The following is a 19196-nucleotide window of genomic DNA, read 5'->3' as shown; positions in this document are numbered from 1 at the left end:
GTCTACCCCATCGGGCAAACACAGGAGCAACATTATACGCCGCATCGATGTGAACTGTTACCCCACCGAGGTTCAGTTGCTGAAAATAAGACCATGGCAGTGGCAGGAGTGTAGAAGAGATGGGAAAGATAACCAGAAAAAATATTTATTTTTTATTGATTCGCTAAAGAGATAAGTGATGACAGGTAATAAAACAGTCTGTTATCGACTAAAGAGTGGGCACCTAGGGGCGCCCATTTTATGCTGATAGATCACGCAGCACCCATCATAATATTATGATCATAAAAATAATGATCAGGATGTCTGACTCAATCGGGCTAACTGCTCGAAGTAGTCAGGGAAGGTCTTCGCGGTGCATTTAGGGTCAAGGATGGTTATTGGGATAGCGGATAGCGCCACCAGTGAGAAACACATCGCCATGCGGTGGTCATTATAGGTTCCGATTTCTGCGGTGATTAACTGCGCAGGGGGGACGACGCGAATATAGTCTTCGCCCTCTTCGACTTGCGCCCCCACTTTTCTTAGCTCAGTTGCCATAGCCGATAAGCGGTCTGTCTCTTTTACCCGCCAGTTATAGATATTACGAATGACTGTCGGGCCATCAGCAAATAGTGCTGTCGTCGCAATGGTCATTGCCGCATCAGGAATGTGGTTCATATCCATATCAATGCCGCGTAATTCGCCACGGCTGCACTCAATGTAATCGTCGCCCCAAGTCACTTTTGCGCCCATTTTTTCCAGCACATCAGCAAACCGGATGTCGCCCTGCACACTTTTTTTGCCGATACCTGTGACACGCACTGTGCCACCCTTAATCGCAGCGGCGGCTAAGAAATAGGAGGCTGAAGAGGCATCACCTTCAACCAAATAGGCCCCTGGAGTGCGATAGCTCTGGCCCCCCTTGATATGGAAGATCTGGTAATTATCATGCTTGACATCCACACCAAAGGCGTTCATCAGATGCAGGGTAATATCGATATAGGGCTTGGAAACCAGCTCCCCCTGAATCTGAATTTCGGTGTCCTGTTCAGCCAGCGGGGCCGCCATGAGCAATGCCGTCAGAAATTGGCTGGAGACACTGCCATCAACCGTCAGGTTGCCGCCACGGAAGCCGCCACGTAAGCGCAGCGGTGGGTAGTTTTCTTGCTCCAGATAATCAATCTGTGCGCCCCCCTGGCGCAATGCATCCACCAGATGACCAATTGGCCGCTCTTTCATACGCGGTTCGCCGGTTAACACAATATCGCTATCACCCAAGCACAGGGCGGCTGCCAATGGCCGCATTGCCGTTCCCGCATTCCCCAAGAAGAGCTCCAATGGGCTCTCTGCTGCTAACTTACCGCCAACACCATCAACTTCACAGCGGGTACGATCAGCGGAGAGACGGACATTCACCCCCAGCGCCTGTAACGCATTGAGCATATGGCGAATATCATCACTGTCTAACAGGTTATTCAGCTGGGTAGTCCCTTCGGCCAGCGCGGCCAGAAGCAGTGCACGGTTAGAAACACTTTTAGAACCGGGTAAATTAACGGTGCCATTAATCAGGGCGATGGGTTGTAACGTCAGGGATTCCAGCATGGGAAAAGTACTCTCCAGTCTTCAATGGGCAACAGCCCCGCATAGGGCGGAGCTGTTGTCATAGCAAATTAAATTATTATAAATTAATGCGTTATAAGTAAATGGGTGATGTCAGCTCAGGTTGATATCGGCCCTGAGCCGTCAGCCATCAACCATGGCGGCGTTCAAAGTCAGCCATAAAATCTGTTAATGCTTTAACGCCTTCGATTGGCATCGCGTTATAGATCGAAGCGCGCATCCCGCCGGCCACGCGGTGCCCTTTCAAAGCTTGCAAGCCTTGCGCTTCAGCCTCACTCAAGAACAGTTTGTCCAATGACCCATCAGCCATTTGGAACGGCACATTCATCCAAGAGCGGTTAGCTTTCGCCACCTGATTGCGGTAGAAACCGGTGCTGTCGATAGCGCTATAGAGTAATTCGGCTTTGGCCTGATTACGTTTTTCCATTGCCCCCAAACCACCCTGCTCTTTCAGCCACTTAAAGACCAGGCCGGAGAGATACCAGGCGAAGGTTGGCGGGGTATTGAACATAGAGTCGTTTTCAGCCAGCACTTTATAATCAAGGATCGATGGCAACTCAGTACGCGCTTTACCTAACAAATCGTCACGTACGATAACCACGGTCAGGCCCGCTGGACCAATATTTTTCTGTGCACCCGCATAAATCACGCCATAGCGGCTGATATCAATCGGGCGAGAGAGAATGGATGAGGAGTAGTCGGCAACCACCACTTTATTGCCGAAATCAGGCTCTTCATTAATCGCCAGGCCATCAATGGTCTCATTCGGGCAGTAATGCACATAGGCAGCATTATCACTCAACTTCCACTGTTTCATCGGCTGAATACCCGTCACACCGTTATCGTGGGTCGTCACATCAATAACATTAGGTGTGCAGTATTTCTGTGCTTCTTTAACTGCACTGTGTGCCCAGTAGCCGCCGTCAATATAATCAGCGCTTTTACTGTCGCCGAGCAGGTTCAATGGCACGGCTGCAAACTGCGCCCGCGCACCACCGTGGCAGAATAACACTTTATAATTAGCCGGAATTTGCATCAGATCGCGCAGATCTTTTTCTGCTTCTTCAGCTACCTGCATAAATTCTTTACTGCGGTGGCTGATCTCCATCACCGACGTTCCAAGACCATGCCAGTTACGTAACTCTTGTTCCGCACGACGTAAAACCTCAACCGGTAGCATCGCCGGACCTGCGCTAAAATTATAAACTTGTGTCATTTCCCCTCACCACACTCTACTGAGATTGCCAACATTATCCTGACTCGGTTTTATCATTCGAGTCCGCCTGCTGCAATGGTTATTCGCCTGAGAGGGAGAAACTGTGCTGCTTTAATGATACGGAGGCCGAAGCCTCCGTCGAAGATTGCCCGATCAATAGGCGTGGAATAGCTTTTGGATCTCTTGCGGTTTTTGCGTTTGGGTTAATGCCAATTGCAGCAACACGCGGGCTTTTTGCGGATTCAGAGAGCCAGAGGCAACAAAACCATATTTGGTATCGTCAACTTCTGCATCTTCGGTGGTCGAGCCGGTCGGCACACGGGATGAGCGCACAACAGCCACACCATTATGAGCCGCTGTTGCCAGTGTATCGAACACCGTGTGATAAAGATTACCATTGCCAACACCGGCGCTAACAATGCCTTGGTAGCCATCGGCAATCAGTGCTTTAGCCGGAACATCAGACGCATTGGCGTAGTTATAAATAATGCCAACTTTCGGTAATGTCTCCAGCTTGCTGATATCGAAAGCCGGTTGTCTTGGCGCAGGTTGATGCAGATAATTTACTTTTCCATCATAGACATAACCTAGGGATCCGCTATTCGGCGACTGGAAGGTCTGTACCGAGGTGGTATTGGTTTTCATCACATCACGGCCCGCGAGCACCTGGTCATTCATCGCCACCAGCACGCCACGTTTGGCGGAATTGGCGTCACTGGCAACCACCACTGCATTGTAAAGATTCAGCGGGCCATCTGCCCCCAGAGCGGTGGCTGGCCGCATTGCGCCAACCATGACCACGGGTTTATCGCATTTCACTGTTAAATCAAGGAAATAGGCGGTTTCTTCCAATGTATCAGTGCCATGGGTGATCACGAATCCATCTGTTTTGGCACAATCGGCATTAATTTTTTTCGCCAACTTTAGCCAGACTTCATCATTCATATCCTGAGAACCGATATTTACCACTTGCTCGCCCTGAATATTAGCGAGTTTTTTCATTTCAGGAACCGCGTTCACCAAGGCGTCGACCCCCAGTTTTCCCGCAGTATAGTTAGATTTGGTGGCTGAATCACCGCCACCCGCGATAGTTCCCCCGGTTGCCAATAAGGTAATATTGGGTAGCGCAAAGGCCGAACCGCTGATCCCGGCTAAGATCCCAGCTAGTACCGTTAGCTTTATAGATTCCATATTTATGACTCCATTTATTTATAAGCTAGCGAATTATCCGGAATATCCACATCAAAACTGTGACAATTGCTGTACTTTAGGAATACATGGAGCTATTAACTAAAACCCCGTATGATCGCGCGTTTTTAGTACCGCCAAAAAGTGACGACAATGACCCAAACCTTTATTCCCGGCAAAGATGCCGCGCTGGAAGACTCCATCTCCCGTTTTCAGCAAAAACTGAGTGACCTCGGCTTTAATATCGAAGAAGCCTCTTGGCTCAACCCGGTTCCTCACGTTTGGTCGGTACATATCCGCGACCGCGACTGCCCGCTGTGCTTTACCAATGGCAAAGGTGCCAGCAAGAAAGCGGCACTGGCTTCGGCCTTGGGTGAATATTTCGAGCGCTTATCCACCAACTATTTCTTCGCGGATTTCTATCTGGGCAGAGCCATTGCCGAGGGCGATTTCGTTCATTATCCGAATGAAAAGTGGTTCCCGATCCCTGAGGATGATCTGCTGCCGGAAGGTATTCTGGATGAGCGCCTGCTGGCGTTTTACGACCCTGAACAGGAGTTGGTCGCCAGTGATCTGGTGGATTTGCAGTCAGGTAATGCCAAACGCGGTATCTGCTCGCTGCCATTCACCCGCCAGTCAGATTTAGAAACCGTCTATATTCCGATGAATATTATCGGCAACCTGTATGTTTCAAACGGCATGTCTGCGGGTAATACCGCCAACGAAGCCCGCGTGCAGGCGCTGTCGGAAGTCTTTGAGCGCTATGTAAAAAACCGCATTATCGCGGAATCCATTAGCTTGCCAGAGATCCCGACTGAGGTGTTAAATCGCTATCCGGGGGTGGTGGAAGCTATCGCCAAACTGGAAGAGGAGGGTTTCCCGATCCTCTCTTACGATGCTTCTTTAGGTGGCGCGTACCCGGTTATCTGTGTGGTGCTGTTTAACCCATCAAATGGCACCTGTTTTGCTTCCTTCGGCGCCCACCCAGACTTTGGTGTTGCACTGGAACGTACAGTGACTGAGCTATTGCAGGGCCGTAGCCTGAAAGATCTGGATGTCTTTACAGCACCGACCTTTGATGATGAAGAGGTGGCTGAGCATACCAACCTAGAAACTCACTTTATCGATTCAAGCGGCTTAATCAGCTGGGATATGTTTAAAGAGGATGCCGACTATCCGTTTGTCGACTGGAGCTTTAAAGGCAGCACGGAAGAGGAGTTCGCCACCTTGATGGCCATCTTCAATCAAGAAGATGCTGAAGTGTACATTGCTGACTACGAACATTTAGGTGTTTACGCCTGCCGCATTCTGGTGCCGGGAATGTCTGATATTTACCCTGCCGAAGACCTGCTGATGGCGAACAACACCATGGGCGTGCATCTGCGTGACACCTTACTGGCCCTGCCAGACAGTGATTGGCAACCCGCGCAGTATCTGGAACTGATCCAACAACTTGATGATGAGGGGCTGGACGACTTCGCCCGTGTGCGCGAACTGCTGGGTATCGCCACCGGTAAAGATAACGGCTGGTATACCTTGCGGGTGGGTGAACTGAAATCCATGCTGGCATTAGCGGGCGGCGATCTGGAGCAAGGGCTAATTTGGCTGGAGTGGACGCAAGATTTTAACTCTTCGGTCTTTACGGCAAAACAGGCCAACTATTACCGTTGTCTGCAAACCTTGCTGCTGCTGACTCAAGAGCCTGATCGTGAACCGATGCAGTACCACAGCGCATTTGTGAAGATGTATGGCCAGGAAGCGGTAGAGGCTGCTTCTGCGGCATTAGCGGGTGAGGAGCGCTTCAACGGCCTGTTTAGTGTCGATGAAGATCTGAAAGCATTACCTGCACATCAGGCGCTGCTCGGTGCTTATGCCAAGTTACAAGCCGCTAAACGCCGCTACTGGGCTAAAGGCGAGTAAGCTCTTTACCCTCTCCCGTGGATCAATTAGCCATCTGCGGGAGAGGTTATCTTCGAGATCCTCGCCTATTTATTACTGCAATTATTCCTAACGAAAATAAATAGCCATCACTGAACTCCAACAATTGTTTTTGTCATAAAAAAACGTTATTTTCTGACGCCGCTTATGTGGAAAAACAGCACTATTAAACAAACATTATTTGCCAGCGAGATAAAGTAGGCAGAGAGGTGAATAAATAGTTAATTTTTCATGATCGATAATAATAAAAACAGCTACAAATACCGCTTTTAGTTAACCTTCTCAACGGCTTCAAAACAGTCCAATCAAAATTATTTGTAAAACTTAAAATATTTTTTTATGTTTAAAATCATAAAGTTAACCTTATTAAGCGTACAATTTGTAATGATTTAGCCCTAACTAAACTCGCGCAATATGATCCATATCAATTTTCACGCTATACTGCTTTGCTAGTATCTCGTTGTGCTTTATTAACCCTAAAAAGAGAGTTAGTGTGAAAGCTGACAACCCCTTCGATGCATTATTACCTGCGGCAATGGCTAAAGTAGCTGAAGATGCCGGTGTCTATAAAGCCACCAAGCATCCGCTGAAAACTTTTTATTTAGCGATTACTGCTGGTGTGTTTATTTCAATTGCGTTTGTTTTTTATATCACAGCAACTACCGGTACTGCGGGCGTGCCTTTCGGCTTTGCCAAGTTGGTTGGTGGTATTTGTTTCTCCTTGGGGCTAATGTTAGTGGTGGTGTGTGGTGGTGACCTTTTCACCTCTACTGTATTAACCACTGTCGCCAAAGCCAGTGGCCGTATTACCTGGCGTCAACTTGGCTGTAACTGGGTTAATGTCTATATTGGGAACTTGTGCGGAGCACTGTTCTTCGTCGCGCTTATCTGGTTCGCCGGCCAATATACTGTGGCAAATGGTCAATGGGGGCTGAATGTCCTGCAAACAGCTGACCACAAACTACACCATACTTTTATTGAAGCAGTCTGTTTGGGGATTTTGGCTAACTTAATGGTTTGCCTGGCGGTTTGGATGAGTTACTCCGGCCGTACCATAATGGACAAAATGTTCGCGATGATCTTACCGGTGGGCATGTTTGTTGCCAGCGGCTTTGAGCATAGCATCGCCAATATGTTTATGATTCCTATGGGTATCGTGATTAAAAACTTCGCGACGCCTGAGTTTTGGCAATCCATAGGAGCAGCACCAGAGCAATTTGCTAACCTAACTGTAAGTCACTTTGTTATTGATAACCTGATTCCAGTCACCATCGGCAACATCATTGGTGGCGGTTTGTTGGTTGGTTTGACTTACTGGGTAATTTATCTGCGCGGTGACCAGCAACACTAAGTGTGGCCGCACACGGTTTTCGAAGAAATTCACATTAAAAGGTAGATGCATTATGACCGAACTTAATGAAAAATTGGCCAAAGCATGGCAAGGCTTTACCCAGGGTGACTGGCAGAACGAAGTAAACGTTCGTGACTTCATCCAGAAGAACTACACCCCTTATGAAGGCGACGAATCCTTCCTTGCCGGCTCTACCGAAGCGACCGACAAGCTGTGGGCGCAAGTCATGGAAGGCATCAAACTGGAAAACCGCACTCATGCGCCAGTTGATTTCGATACCGACGTTGTGGCGACCATCACCTCTCATGATGCTGGCTATATCAACAAAGATCTGGAAACCATCGTTGGTTTGCAGACTGAAAAACCATTAAAACGTGCCCTGATCCCATTCGGCGGCATCAAAATGGTAGAAGGCTCTTGCAAAGTTTACGGTCGTGAACTTGACCCGCAACTGAAAAAAGTCTTCACCGATTACCGCAAAACGCACAACCAAGGTGTGTTTGACGTCTACACCAAAGATATCCTGAACTGCCGTAAATCAGGTGTACTGACCGGTTTACCCGATGCCTATGGCCGTGGCCGTATCATTGGTGACTACCGTCGTGTAGCCGTTTACGGTATCGACTACCTGATGAAAGACAAACTGGCTCAGTTCAACTCTTTGCAAGATGATCTGGAGAACGGTAAAGACCTGGAGATGACTATCCAGCTGCGCGAAGAGATTGCTGAACAGCATCGTGCTCTGGCTCAGATCAAAGAGATGGCAGCTAAATATGGTTGCGATATCTCAGGTCCAGCGACTAACGCTAAAGAAGCAGTACAGTGGACTTACTTCGGCTACCTGGCTGCGGTTAAATCGCAAAACGGTGCTGCAATGTCCTTCGGTCGTGTTTCTACTTTCCTTGACGTTTACATCGAACGTGACATGAAAGCGGGCAAACTGACTGAAATCGAAGCGCAAGAATTGATTGACCATTTGGTTATGAAACTGCGTATGGTTCGCTTCCTGCGTACCCCTGAGTATGATGAGCTGTTCTCTGGTGACCCAATTTGGGCCACTGAATCACTGGCAGGTATGGGCGTTGATGGCCGTACTCTGGTGACCAAAACCAGCTTCCGCTTCTTGAACACCCTGTACACCATGGGGCCGTCTCCAGAGCCGAACATGACCATTCTGTGGTCTGAAAAACTGCCACTGAACTTCAAAAAATACGCAGCTAAAGTCTCTATCGATACTTCATCTGTACAGTATGAAAATGATGATCTGATGCGCCCTGACTTCAACAACGATGACTATGCTATCGCTTGTTGTGTTAGCCCGATGATTGTCGGTAAGCAAATGCAGTTCTTCGGTGCCCGTGCTAACCTGGCGAAAACCATGTTGTACGCAATCAACGGCGGCGTTGACGAAAAAATGAAGATCCAAGTTGGCCCGAAAGAAGCGCCAATGATGGATGAAGTGCTGGACTATGACAAAGTCATGGAACGCATGGATCACTTTATGGATTGGCTGGCTAAACAATACGTTACCTCGCTGAACATCATTCACTACATGCACGACAAATACAGCTATGAAGCTGCATTGATGGCACTGCATGACCGTGATGTTTATCGCACTATGGCGTGTGGTATTGCAGGTCTGTCTGTTGCTGCTGACTCCCTCTCTGCTATCAAATATGCCAAAGTAAGCACCATTCGTGATGCTGATGGCTTGGCTATCGACTTCAATATCGAAGGCGAATATCCACAGTTTGGTAACAACGACTCACGCGTTGATGACATCGCATGTGATCTGGTTGAGCGCTTCATGAAGAAAATTCAGAAGCTGCGTACTTACCGTGGTGCGGTTGCAACTCAATCCGTGCTGACCATTACCTCTAACGTGGTTTATGGTAAGAAAACCGGTAACACTCCAGATGGCCGCCGCGCCGGTGCTCCATTCGGTCCTGGTGCTAACCCAATGCATGGCCGTGATCAGAAAGGTGCGGTTGCCTCCCTGACCTCAGTGGCCAAACTGCCGTTTGCTTACGCTAAAGATGGTATCTCTTACACCTTCTCTATCGTGCCAAACGCACTGGGTAAAGACGACGAAGTGCGTAAAGCTAACCTGGCGGGTCTGATGGATGGTTACTTCCATCACGAAGCGTCCATCGAAGGTGGTCAACACCTGAACGTGAACGTCATGAACCGTGAAATGCTGTTAGATGCGATGGAAAACCCGGAAAAATATCCGCAGTTGACTATCCGTGTATCAGGTTACGCTGTTCGTTTTAACTCGCTGACTAAAGAACAGCAGCAAGATGTAATTACACGTACATTCACTCAGTCAATATAAGTTCTAACTAAAATAGATTAGACTAAAAGGCTCCACCTTTGTGGGGCCTTTATTTATTCAGTATTGGAGTAACCTGCAATGTCCGTACTTGGCCGCATTCACTCATTCGAATCCTGTGGCACCGTTGACGGCCCTGGGATCCGATTTATCGTATTCTTCCAAGGCTGCTTGATGCGCTGCCTGTATTGCCATAACCGTGATACCTGGGACACCCATGGCGGTAAAGAAGTTACCGTTGAAGAGTTGGTCAAAGAAGCCGTCACTTATCGTCACTTTATGAATGCTTCTGGCGGTGGCGTGACCGCCTCCGGTGGCGAAGCTATCCTACAGGCTGAATTCGTGCGCGACTGGTTCCGCGCCTGCCACGAAGAGGGTATTCACACCTGTCTGGACACCAACGGCTTTGTGCGCCGTTATGACCCCGTCATTGATGAGTTACTTGATGCCACCGATCTCGTGATGCTGGATCTGAAACAGATGGATGACAGCGTGCATCAAAATCTGGTTGGTGTCTCCAATCATCGCACTCTGGAGTTTGCCCGCTATCTGGCAAAACGTAACCAGAAAACCTGGATCCGCTATGTGGTGGTGCCGGGCTGGTCGGATGATGATAAATCAGCACATATGTTGGGTGAGTTCACCCAGAATATGACCAATATCGAGAAGATCGAACTGCTGCCTTACCATGAGTTGGGTAAGCATAAATGGATTGCCATGGGCGAAGAGTACAAATTAGATGGGGTCAAACCCCCTACTGCGGAGATTATGGACCGCGTGAAAGGTATTCTGGAAAGCTATGGTCACAAAGTAATCTACTGATGATCGCCAACCAATAATCAGAGACTCAATCAATGCCGCCATGTTGGATACCCAACTGGCGGCATTTTTTTGGTGACTAGACTGCCGCGTACGGTGTTTGCTGCTGATCAGGTTTGCGCAGTAACATCATCAAATACACCAACGCCACACCCGCAATCATGATAAACAGTAAATTGTCTGAATAGCGTTGCATCAGCAATGAAGTCATGGTCGGGCCAGTCAGACTGCCGATAGTATAGCTCATCAGCAGTGCCTGATTCATCGCCACTAACTCATCGGCACTGGCTTTTTCGCACGCCCACGCCATCGCCACTGGATAGAGGGTAAAACCAGCGCAGCCCAAAATAAAGAGTGCGGGAGCCAAAGCGTAATTGCCCAGAATGGCCACACTACCAAGGATCACCACGAATACTTGAATGCGCAGCACCAGCAAGCGACCATAGCGATCAGCCATTTTGCCAATCGGCCACTGACCGATAATCCCTGAACTGACCAGTAATGCCATCCACCATCCCACACTGGCATCACTCATCCCTTGATGGGATAAATACAACGGCAGCAACCCATAGAGCGAGCCTAAGAGTACACCTGAGATAATACAGCCATTGATGCCCAGACGCGCGCTACGGCGCTTGAGCATCGGCCAAACCGCAATATGGGTGGCGTCACTATCCTGATGTGAGAAGTGAGCAAACAACAGCGGCAGCATCGCGGTAATCACCAATGTACTGACCCAAGGGATGACATTCAGCAGTTGTGTCGACACCACACCTAACAGCAGTTGCCCGGTGACAGTCCCCAGATAGTAAACCATCATGTAGGCCGCCAACAGTTGCCCGCGATTGGTTAAGGTGCCACTGCGCAGTAACGCACTCTCAACAATGACCCAAATCAGCGCGCAGGCCACGCCAGCAAAGAAGCGCCACCCCAGCCAGCTCCAAAAATCGACAGAAAGCATTAATCCGCAAGTCGCCAGCGCAAACAAAATGCAGGAGTAGTGGTAGCTGCGATTAAAGCCGAGCCGTTGGATCAATCGCCCGGCAATCAAGGTCCCGACCAGATTCCCGGTAAAATAGGATGAACTCACCATCCCCACTTGCCAGGTCGGCAACTGTTGATGGGATAACCATAGGGGAACCAATGTATTTAACACCGCGATAGAGATAGTAAACAGCAAAAGCCCACAGAGCAGAAGCAGCACCGGGCGAGAGTATGCGGACATAGTAAGAGAGAAGCCGTCGGGACGATGAAAGTGAGCGCATCATGCCACTGGCGATAAAAAAGTCAATTCCCTCTCAGGTGGGGATAGCACGATATGTTGGTTCGTTTTTGTCAGCAGTGAGTTGGCGATATTCGATCGGTACACCTAAAAAGAAAAAGCGCCCGTAGGCGCTTGATCAATACTGAGGATAAATCGCGGCTATTTTGTTCACCCACAATTTATTAATCCGTATTTTTTAACCAATGAACTCCAGCCCACCCATGTACGGGCGCAATACTTCTGGCACCTGAATGCGGCCATCAGCCTGCTGGTAATTCTCTAGCACCGCAACGAGCGTACGGCCGACTGCCAGACCAGAACCATTCAGGGTGTGAACCAAACGGGTCTTTCTATCGGTTTTATTGCGGCAACGGGCCTGCATACGGCGAGCCTGGAAATCCCACATGTTTGAGCAGGAAGAGATTTCGCGGTAAGTATCCTGCGCTGGCAGCCACACTTCCAAATCGTAAGTCTTGCTGGAGCCAAAGCCCATATCACCAGTGCACAACAGCACTTTACGGTATGGCAGTTCCAGTAATTGCAGCACTTTCTCTGCATGACCGGTCAGCTCTTCCAGTGCCGCCATTGAATCTTCCGGGCGGGTTATCTGCACCATCTCAACTTTGTCGAACTGATGCATACGGATTAAGCCACGGGTATCACGACCATAAGAGCCAGCTTCTGAACGGAAGCACGGTGTATGGGCGGTCATTTTCAATGGCAGAGACTCCTCTTCCAGAATCTCATCACGAACCAGGTTAGTCAGCGGGACTTCAGCTGTAGGGATCAGCGCATAGTTGCTGCTGTCTGACTCCTCTTCCAGTGGTTTGGTGTGGAACAGATCCTCGCCAAACTTAGGTAACTGACCAGTACCATACAAAGTGGCATGGTTAACCAGATAAGGAACATAAGCTTCCTGATAGCCATGCTTCTCAGTATGCAGATCCAGCATAAACTGGGATAACGCGCGGTGCATACGGGCAATTTGCCCTTTCATCACCACAAAACGTGCACCGGTCAGTTTTACTGCGGCAGCAAAATCGAGGCCGCCGGCCATCTCGCCCAACGAGACGTGATCTCTCACCTCAAAGTCATACTTGCGTGGTTCACCCCAACGGCTGACTTCAAGGTTATCGTTTTCATCTTTGCCTACTGGCACAGAATCATCCGGCAGGTTAGGGATAGAGAGTGCCAGATCGCGGATTTCGTTTTGCAACTTATCCAGTTCGACCTTAGCCGCATCCAGTTTTTCACCCAGCACATTGACTTCCAAACGCAATGGTTCGATATCTTCGCCACGCGCCTTGGCCGCACCAATTAGTTTCGATCGGGCATTACGTTCTGCTTGCAGACTTTCTGTTTCAACCTGTAAAACTTTGCGGCGCTCTTCTTGTTGGCGCAACATCTCAACATCAAGTTTAAAACCTCTGCGAGCCAGTTTTTCGGCGACTGCGTCTAGCTCATTGCGCAGCATATTGGGATCGAGCATGCTAGTCCTGTGCTTGTAGTTATGGATATACCCACATATATACTTCCGTATAGATAAACTCTGGGTATAAATGGTTAATGGGAGAAAAATTTAACGCGGTAAGCGACGTAAACCGCCACTTACCAAGTGGTTATAGCGTTAACCTTACCGCAACGACAGGGCTAGCGGTAGCGTTTTATCGGGCTATTTTGATCCTGCTCAGCCAACCATGCCAGCTTTTCACCGATTTTCCCTTCCAGACCTCGGGATGACGGAGAATAGTAGCGTGTAGCGGCCATTTCTGGCGGGAAATAGTTCTCACCCGCAGCATAAGCATGTTGCTCATCATGGGCATATCGGTATTCAGCCCCCAGCCCCATCTCTTTCATCAGTTTGGTTGGCGCATTACGCAGATGCTCTGGAACATCAAAATCAGGTTTATCGCGAGCATCCTGCATCGCTGCTTTAAACGCGGTATAAACAGCATTACTCTTCGGCGCACAGGCCAAATAAACAATCGCCTGAGCAATCGCCCGCTCACCTTCTGCTGGCCCTACTCGGGTAAAACAGTCCCAAGCTGAAATTGCCACTTGCATGGCGCGTGGGTCTGCGTTACCCACATCTTCTGACGCAATCGCCAGCAGACGCCGGGCGACATAAAGCGGATCACCACCAGCGGTGATAATTCGGGCATACCAGTACAGCGCCGCATCTGGGGCTGAACCACGAATAGACTTATGCACTGCCGAAATCAAATCGTAATAGCGGTCGCCTTTATTATCAAAGCGAGCGCTTCGTTCGCCAGAGACCTCTTTTAGCAAATCAGGGGTGAGCACACGTACCCCGTTGGCATCTATTTCTGCCATATCTGCCATCATTTCGAGGCTATTCAAGGCACGACGCGCATCCCCCCCCACTAATTCAGACATCATGCGGCGGGTTTCATCGGGCAGTTTGATATTCTGCCCACCATAGCCACGCTGAGAGTCAGACATCGCCTGATCAATCACTTTTTCGATATCTGCGGCAGTTAATGATTTCAGCAAGTAGACGCGTGCACGGGAGAGCAGTGCCGAGTTCAACTCAAACGAAGGATTTTCAGTGGTGGCGCCGATAAAGGTGATCGTGCCATCTTCAATATGCGGTAAAAATGCATCCTGCTGGCTTTTATTGAAGCGATGAACCTCATCGACAAACAATATTGTGCGCCGCCCAGCATCACGATTTTGCCGCGCTCGCTCAATAGCTTCGCGGATCTCTTTAATACCAGAGGTCACCGCAGAGATACGCTCAACATCCGCCTGACCGTAGCGGCCAATAATCTCTGCTAACGTGGTTTTGCCGGTCCCCGGCGGCCCCCAGAGGATCATCGAGTGTAACTGCCCCGCGACTATTGCCCGCGGTAGCGGTTTACCCGCTGCCAGCAGATGCTGCTGACCAATATATTGATCCAACGTCAAAGGCCGCATCCGCGCGGCCAGTGGCTGAAACTCATTTTGGGAAAAATCGAGGGACATATTACTCACTCAAACCTCACTGCCGCTGGTCGTCCAGCGTCACACCTTTTGGTAGGGTAAATTTAAACTTGCTGGCATCCGCTGAGCTATTTTGTTGCCCCTTCAGGGTATACGCGCTGCGCTGCCCATCTTGCTCAACTGCAGCAAAGCTTTTAATGGTGCCTGTTGGGGTAACTGTTATTGTAAATTGCTTCAGATTGCCGCTGGCATTTTTTGGCGTCAACTCAAAGTCATCGCCTTTTTGCTTAACATTGTACTGCTTCCAGTCATCTGGGTTGTTGCGAGTAATCAGCATGAAAGGTGTGTTGCCGGTGGCATTTTTCAGCCAGGTCGCAGTAGCTTGTTCAACAAAGGGGTTGTAGAACCACAGTGTCTCACCATCGGAAATCAGCACACTCTCATCCGGTGAGGTCATATGCCAGTTAAACAGATTAGGGCGTTTTACCCATAGCTCACCCTCGCCTTCTTGCACCGCAGCCCCTTCAGAGCTGGTGACTTTCTGCGAGAAATTAGCATGGAAACTGTTCACCTTGCTCAGGCGACCTTGCAGATCAGTGCTGGCATCCGCCAAGACTGAGGTTGAAATTAAGCCAGATAACAGACAGCACGCAACAAGCAGTTTTTTCATTATTCTAAATACCTTATAAAATTCTCTGATAAATACGGGTGATGCTTCTTGGCATAAGGGCCGCAAAGCGGCCCTGTCTAGGTTAACAGCCTCAGAACAAAAGATTACTCATGAGGTGGCGGTGCCAAAACTTCACGATTGCCATTATGGCCCGGGGTACTCACAATCTGTTGAGCTTCCATCTGCTCAATAATACGTGCAGCACGATTATAGCCGATTCGGAATTGACGCTGAACACCAGAGATCGACGCACGGCGCTTCTCCAACACAAAGCTCACCGCCTGATCGAACAGTGGATCTAACTCTTCATCACTGTCCAAGCCAAGGCTACCGCCTTCCCCCTCGTCACCACCACTGATAATACTCTCAATGTATTGAGGGCGACCACGAGCTTTCCAGTCATTAACGACAGCATGTACTTCCTGATCACGGACAAAGGCACCGTGCACACGCACTGGAATTGATGAGTTAGGTGCCATATACAGCATATCCCCCATGCCCAGTAGTGATTCTGCCCCCCCCTGATCAAGAATGGTACGGGAGTCAATTTTGCTGGAGACCGTAAAGGCGATACGCGTAGGAATGTTAGCTTTAATCAAACCCGTTATCACATCCACTGACGGGCGCTGTGTTGCCAGAACCAGATGAATCCCGGCAGCACGCGCTTTCTGCGCTAAGCGGGCAATCAGCTCTTCAACTTTTTTGCCCACGGTCATCATCAGGTCAGCAAACTCATCTACCATCACCACGATATAGGGCAGTTTCACCAACATGGGTGGAGAGATGTCCATGCTGTCGGATGGCTTCCAGAATGGATCGGGAATTGGCCGCCCCATGGCTTCAGCTTGTGCCACTCGCTCGTTATAACCGGCTAGATTGCGCACGCCCAATGCAGACATCAGTTTATAGCGCCGTTCCATCTCACCGACACACCAACGCAGTGCATTTGCGGCATCCTTCATATCGGTAACCACGCCGGTTAACAGATGCGGAATACCCTCATAGACCGATAATTCCAACATTTTCGGGTCAATCATGATAAAGCGCACCTCATCCGGCGTGGCTTTATACAAAATACTGAGGATCATCGCGTTCACCCCAACCGATTTACCCGAACCAGTCGTACCTGCGACCAACAAATGAGGCATTTTGGCTAAATCAGCCACCACTGGCTGCCCGGCGATATCTTTACCCAACACGATAGCTAATGGTGATGGGTTATCGCGGAATTTGGCACAATCAAGCACTTCCCGCAGATAGACCGTCTGACGGTGTTTATTTGGCAGTTCCAGCCCGACATACGGTTTACCGGGAATAACTTCCACAACACGCACCGCAATAGCCGAGAGTGAGCGGGCCAAATCGCGGGAAAGATTGGAAATGCGCGAAGCTTTGACCCCTGGTGCCAGATCCAGCTCAAAACGGGTAATGACCGGCCCTGGAGAGATACCGACCACTTCAGCTTTCACCCGATAATCGCCAAGCCGTGCTTCAACCAAACGCGCTGTCTGCTCCAACGCAAACATGTCGACTGGCTCCTCTTCCGCAGGCGGCGAAGAGAGCAGATCTAGCGTCGGTAATGGCGTCGTTGGTTTAACCAAAGGCTGGTCATTACGCATCAGGAATGGGTGAATCAGACTGTCCATCGCCGGGATCGGTTGCACGGGTTGTGCTGATTGCACTGGTGCTGTGGGCTGAACAGCAGACTGTAGCGCTGACTGAGCATAAGGCGATGCTGCAATCGGTTGACTATGCACAGACTGCGTATTTGCCGACGAAACATAACTCGGTGAAACCGGTGCTGGTTGCTCTGAATATGATTGCTGCAAGTGTGGCTGCTGATGTGGCGACAGCTGTTCTGGCGCAAAACTCTCTTCGGCGGCGGTTTCAACATACGGAGAAGGTGTGAACAGTGGTTCACGCGGGGTCTCATCCACTAAATCTGCAACTGGCGAGAATGTGAAGGCACGGCTGGTATCAACCGATTGCACTCCTTCAACTGTACTGTTTTCGTTCAACCCACTGTTTTCACTATAAATACTATTTTTGCTATAACTAGCATTCTCACGATGAGCAGCATCCTCCTGCTGAGTCGCACTATAACGGTGCTGCTGTTGCGCAGCAAACTCCTGTCGCAATGCGGCCTCTTGCAAAGCCTGTTCATCTTCAGGCTCTGGTGCTGAAAAGATGTTTACGCTCGCGTCCGTTGATTGCCCATAACGCTCAGACTGTTGGTCGACAAAAGCTTTACGCAAGATGGCCTGCTGCAACGCCGCCTCATCTTCAGACTCGACCTCTGTACCAAATGGAGCTGGATTTTGAGAACTTTGTGTTTCGTCCTCGCGCTGCTCACGTTGTTCCTGCTCAGCTATTCGCTGAGAAGGCAGTTTGATACCGTAAGAAGCTAGCTCACGCCGCGTTGGAATACGAACAGGGTTCGGTCGTGGTAATTCTGGGCCAATCCCCTGCTTAATCTGGGAACTGCTATCACTGGTTGCTGTAAATGCAGGCATAAATGTCGCTGCTGCTGCGCTTGCGGCAACAATTCCGTTGGTAGATATTGGCCCAGATGTTGATGCAGCGCCAGCGGCCATGCCCGCTGCGGTCAATCCATCAACAGTTGAACCCAGCCCAGGGTTCATATGAGGCGTATTTTCCACCTGACCGCTATGGCGTTGTGCCGTTGAAAAATCAAATGGCGAATGGCTGGCAGCGGCTACTGGCGTATCCCATGACCCCATTTGAGGCTCAGGGTGCTCAGCCGGTAACATAACGCGAGTCGGCACTGAAGGTGGTATTTCTTCTGGAATTTCAAAAGAATAGAGTGGTGGGGTCGCGGCCAGATGCTCAACCACCGGTGCCGTAGTGTCGTTGACAAAGTGGGTGTGGGTGTGAGTATAGCTAGGGTCAGCAGCACCATGACGAGTAACAGAATCAGCGACACTCTCTGTAGAAGCCGCAGATAACGGCGACTGTTCATCACTATCCGTCACACGTAGCGTACTTAATAGTGGATCATATTTATCGTCGGTTTCAACCAGCGGTAATGGCGCATCAGTCACAGATGGTGCGGAGAAGAGTATATCGTCATCGTCTGCATAGGCAGAGCTCGCCGCCAGCCCTGTTGCAGCGGCAACACCCGCTGCCGCTACCTTCCCTGCCACAGGACCATTTTCTTGCTCGACAGTCTCTACATCATCGGTCTGGTAATCATCATCGTCATAGCGCTCCTCACGACGGGAGCGATTAGTCATAAATGTCAGTGAGCCTAAGACCACACCGCCAATTTTCTCTGCAATGACCAGCCATGACCACCCGGTAAAGAGCGTCAAACCAACAGCCCAAATACAGAGCAGTGTTAGTGTTGCACCCACACCATTGAACCACGGCAACATGGCATTGCTGAATAAGCTGCCAATCACCCCACCAGAAGCGAAGTAATAAAGATCGTCAATGTTCAGAGCCGCCAGGCCACATGAAGTTAAAATCAGGGCTAATGTGCCAATCAGGCGCAATGACAGGGCAAAGTAATCGACATGCTCGCTGGCGTCGCGCTGACGAAATGCCGCCCAGCACAACATCACCATAATGGCAGGGATTGCGTATGCCAAAACACCAAAGGTGAAAAACAGTGTATCTGCCATCCAGGCACCAATACCCCCACCAAGATTGTGGATAGGTTCGTGCCAGGCAGTTTGGGACCAACTTGGGTCCGAAGGATTGAAACTCAGCAGCGCCGCCATCAGGTAGGCTGCCAGAATAGTTACTACAATCAAAATAGCCTCAAGCACACGTCGAGCGCTGCTGAGTTTTTTCAGAGTAACTTCTTTGTCTTCTGTATATTCCTGGCTCAAGAAAGGCTCTCCAGGTTCCTGT

12 protein-coding genes are annotated in these 19196 nt (G+C 49.7%); 4 read left to right on the top strand and 8 right to left on the bottom strand.

Annotation, left to right across the window (positions count from 1 at the left end):
* Positions 1–294 precede the first annotated feature (294 nt).
* The 3 genes from aroA to ansB all read right to left on the bottom strand — a co-directional run bounded on the left by aroA (position 295) and on the right by ansB (position 4006).
* Complete coding sequence (aroA, locus tag FFE93_RS08025) at positions 295–1581, bottom strand: 3-phosphoshikimate 1-carboxyvinyltransferase (RefSeq protein WP_138775017.1); 1287 nt, start codon at positions 1579–1581, stop codon at positions 295–297.
* A 148-nt stretch (positions 1582–1729) separates the two neighbouring features.
* Positions 1730–2815, bottom strand: a complete 1086-nt coding sequence (serC, locus tag FFE93_RS08020) for a 3-phosphoserine/phosphohydroxythreonine transaminase (RefSeq protein WP_005275109.1) — start codon at positions 2813–2815, stop codon at positions 1730–1732.
* A 153-nt stretch (positions 2816–2968) separates the two neighbouring features.
* Positions 2969–4006 (bottom strand): L-asparaginase 2, encoded by a 1038-nt coding sequence (ansB, locus tag FFE93_RS08015; RefSeq protein WP_005275106.1) that lies wholly within the window; start codon positions 4004–4006, stop codon positions 2969–2971.
* Positions 4007–4156: 150 nt separating this feature from the next.
* Here ansB and ycaO point away from each other — a divergent pair, with 150 nt between their 5' ends.
* From ycaO to pflA, 4 genes are all read left to right on the top strand, one after another.
* Positions 4157–5923, top strand: coding sequence for a 30S ribosomal protein S12 methylthiotransferase accessory factor YcaO (gene ycaO, locus FFE93_RS08010; protein WP_099460418.1), 1767 nt, complete (start codon positions 4157–4159; stop codon positions 5921–5923).
* Between the two features lie 511 nt (positions 5924–6434).
* Positions 6435–7292 carry a formate transporter FocA gene (focA, locus tag FFE93_RS08005; protein WP_005275097.1) on the top strand — a complete coding sequence of 286 codons (858 nt, stop codon included), beginning with the start codon at positions 6435–6437 and terminating at the stop codon, positions 7290–7292.
* A gap of 52 nt (positions 7293–7344) precedes the next feature.
* The gene (gene pflB, locus FFE93_RS08000; RefSeq protein WP_005275094.1) at positions 7345–9627 is read left to right on the top strand and encodes a formate C-acetyltransferase; all 2283 of its coding nucleotides are present in this window, start codon (positions 7345–7347) and stop codon (positions 9625–9627) included.
* Positions 9628–9705: 78 nt separating this feature from the next.
* Positions 9706–10446 (top strand): pyruvate formate lyase 1-activating protein, encoded by a 741-nt coding sequence (gene pflA, locus FFE93_RS07995; RefSeq protein ID WP_005171041.1) that lies wholly within the window; start codon positions 9706–9708, stop codon positions 10444–10446.
* A gap of 76 nt (positions 10447–10522) precedes the next feature.
* Here pflA and FFE93_RS07990 read toward each other — a convergent pair whose 3' ends face one another.
* The 5 genes from FFE93_RS07990 to FFE93_RS07970 form a co-directional block, all read right to left on the bottom strand.
* Positions 10523–11668, bottom strand: a complete 1146-nt coding sequence (locus tag FFE93_RS07990) for an MFS transporter (RefSeq protein ID WP_049601432.1) — start codon at positions 11666–11668, stop codon at positions 10523–10525.
* A gap of 235 nt (positions 11669–11903) precedes the next feature.
* Positions 11904–13196: a serine--tRNA ligase gene (gene serS, locus FFE93_RS07985; RefSeq protein WP_005275091.1), complete on the bottom strand. Its 1293-nt coding sequence runs from the start codon at positions 13194–13196 to the stop codon at positions 11904–11906.
* A gap of 161 nt (positions 13197–13357) precedes the next feature.
* The gene (locus FFE93_RS07980) at positions 13358–14701 is read right to left on the bottom strand and encodes a replication-associated recombination protein A (RefSeq protein WP_049601435.1); all 1344 of its coding nucleotides are present in this window, start codon (positions 14699–14701) and stop codon (positions 13358–13360) included.
* Between the two features lie 7 nt (positions 14702–14708).
* Positions 14709–15320 (bottom strand): outer membrane lipoprotein chaperone LolA, encoded by a 612-nt coding sequence (lolA, locus tag FFE93_RS07975; RefSeq protein ID WP_005275087.1) that lies wholly within the window; start codon positions 15318–15320, stop codon positions 14709–14711.
* Between the two features lie 104 nt (positions 15321–15424).
* On the bottom strand, positions 15425–19174 hold the full coding sequence (locus FFE93_RS07970) for a DNA translocase FtsK 4TM domain-containing protein (RefSeq protein WP_138775016.1): 3750 nt from the start codon (positions 19172–19174) through the stop codon (positions 15425–15427).
* Positions 19175–19196 lie beyond the last annotated feature (22 nt).

It is taken from the genome of Yersinia sp. KBS0713 (assembly GCF_005937895.2).
Taxonomy (GTDB): Bacteria; Pseudomonadota; Gammaproteobacteria; order Enterobacterales; family Enterobacteriaceae; genus Yersinia; species Yersinia bercovieri.
The sequence above is the reverse complement of the archived record's forward strand: the minus strand, read 5'-3'. Positions and strand labels throughout refer to the sequence as shown.

Excerpts from the sequence above, each read along its gene's own strand:
- aroA (WP_138775017.1), bottom strand. The coding sequence starts at position 1,581 with ATGCTGGAATCCCTGACGTTACAACCCATCGCCCTGATTAATGGCACC.
- serC (WP_005275109.1), bottom strand. The coding sequence starts at position 2,815 with ATGACACAAGTTTATAATTTTAGCGCAGGTCCGGCGATGCTACCGGTT.
- ansB (WP_005275106.1), bottom strand. The coding sequence starts at position 4,006 with ATGGAATCTATAAAGCTAACGGTACTAGCTGGGATCTTAGCCGGGATC.
- ycaO (WP_099460418.1), top strand. The coding sequence starts at position 4,157 with ATGACCCAAACCTTTATTCCCGGCAAAGATGCCGCGCTGGAAGACTCC.
- pflB (WP_005275094.1), top strand. The coding sequence starts at position 7,345 with ATGACCGAACTTAATGAAAAATTGGCCAAAGCATGGCAAGGCTTTACC.
- pflA (WP_005171041.1), top strand. The coding sequence starts at position 9,706 with ATGTCCGTACTTGGCCGCATTCACTCATTCGAATCCTGTGGCACCGTT.
- FFE93_RS07990 (WP_049601432.1), bottom strand. The coding sequence starts at position 11,668 with ATGTCCGCATACTCTCGCCCGGTGCTGCTTCTGCTCTGTGGGCTTTTG.
- serS (WP_005275091.1), bottom strand. The coding sequence starts at position 13,196 with ATGCTCGATCCCAATATGCTGCGCAATGAGCTAGACGCAGTCGCCGAA.
- lolA (WP_005275087.1), bottom strand. The coding sequence starts at position 15,320 with ATGAAAAAACTGCTTGTTGCGTGCTGTCTGTTATCTGGCTTAATTTCA.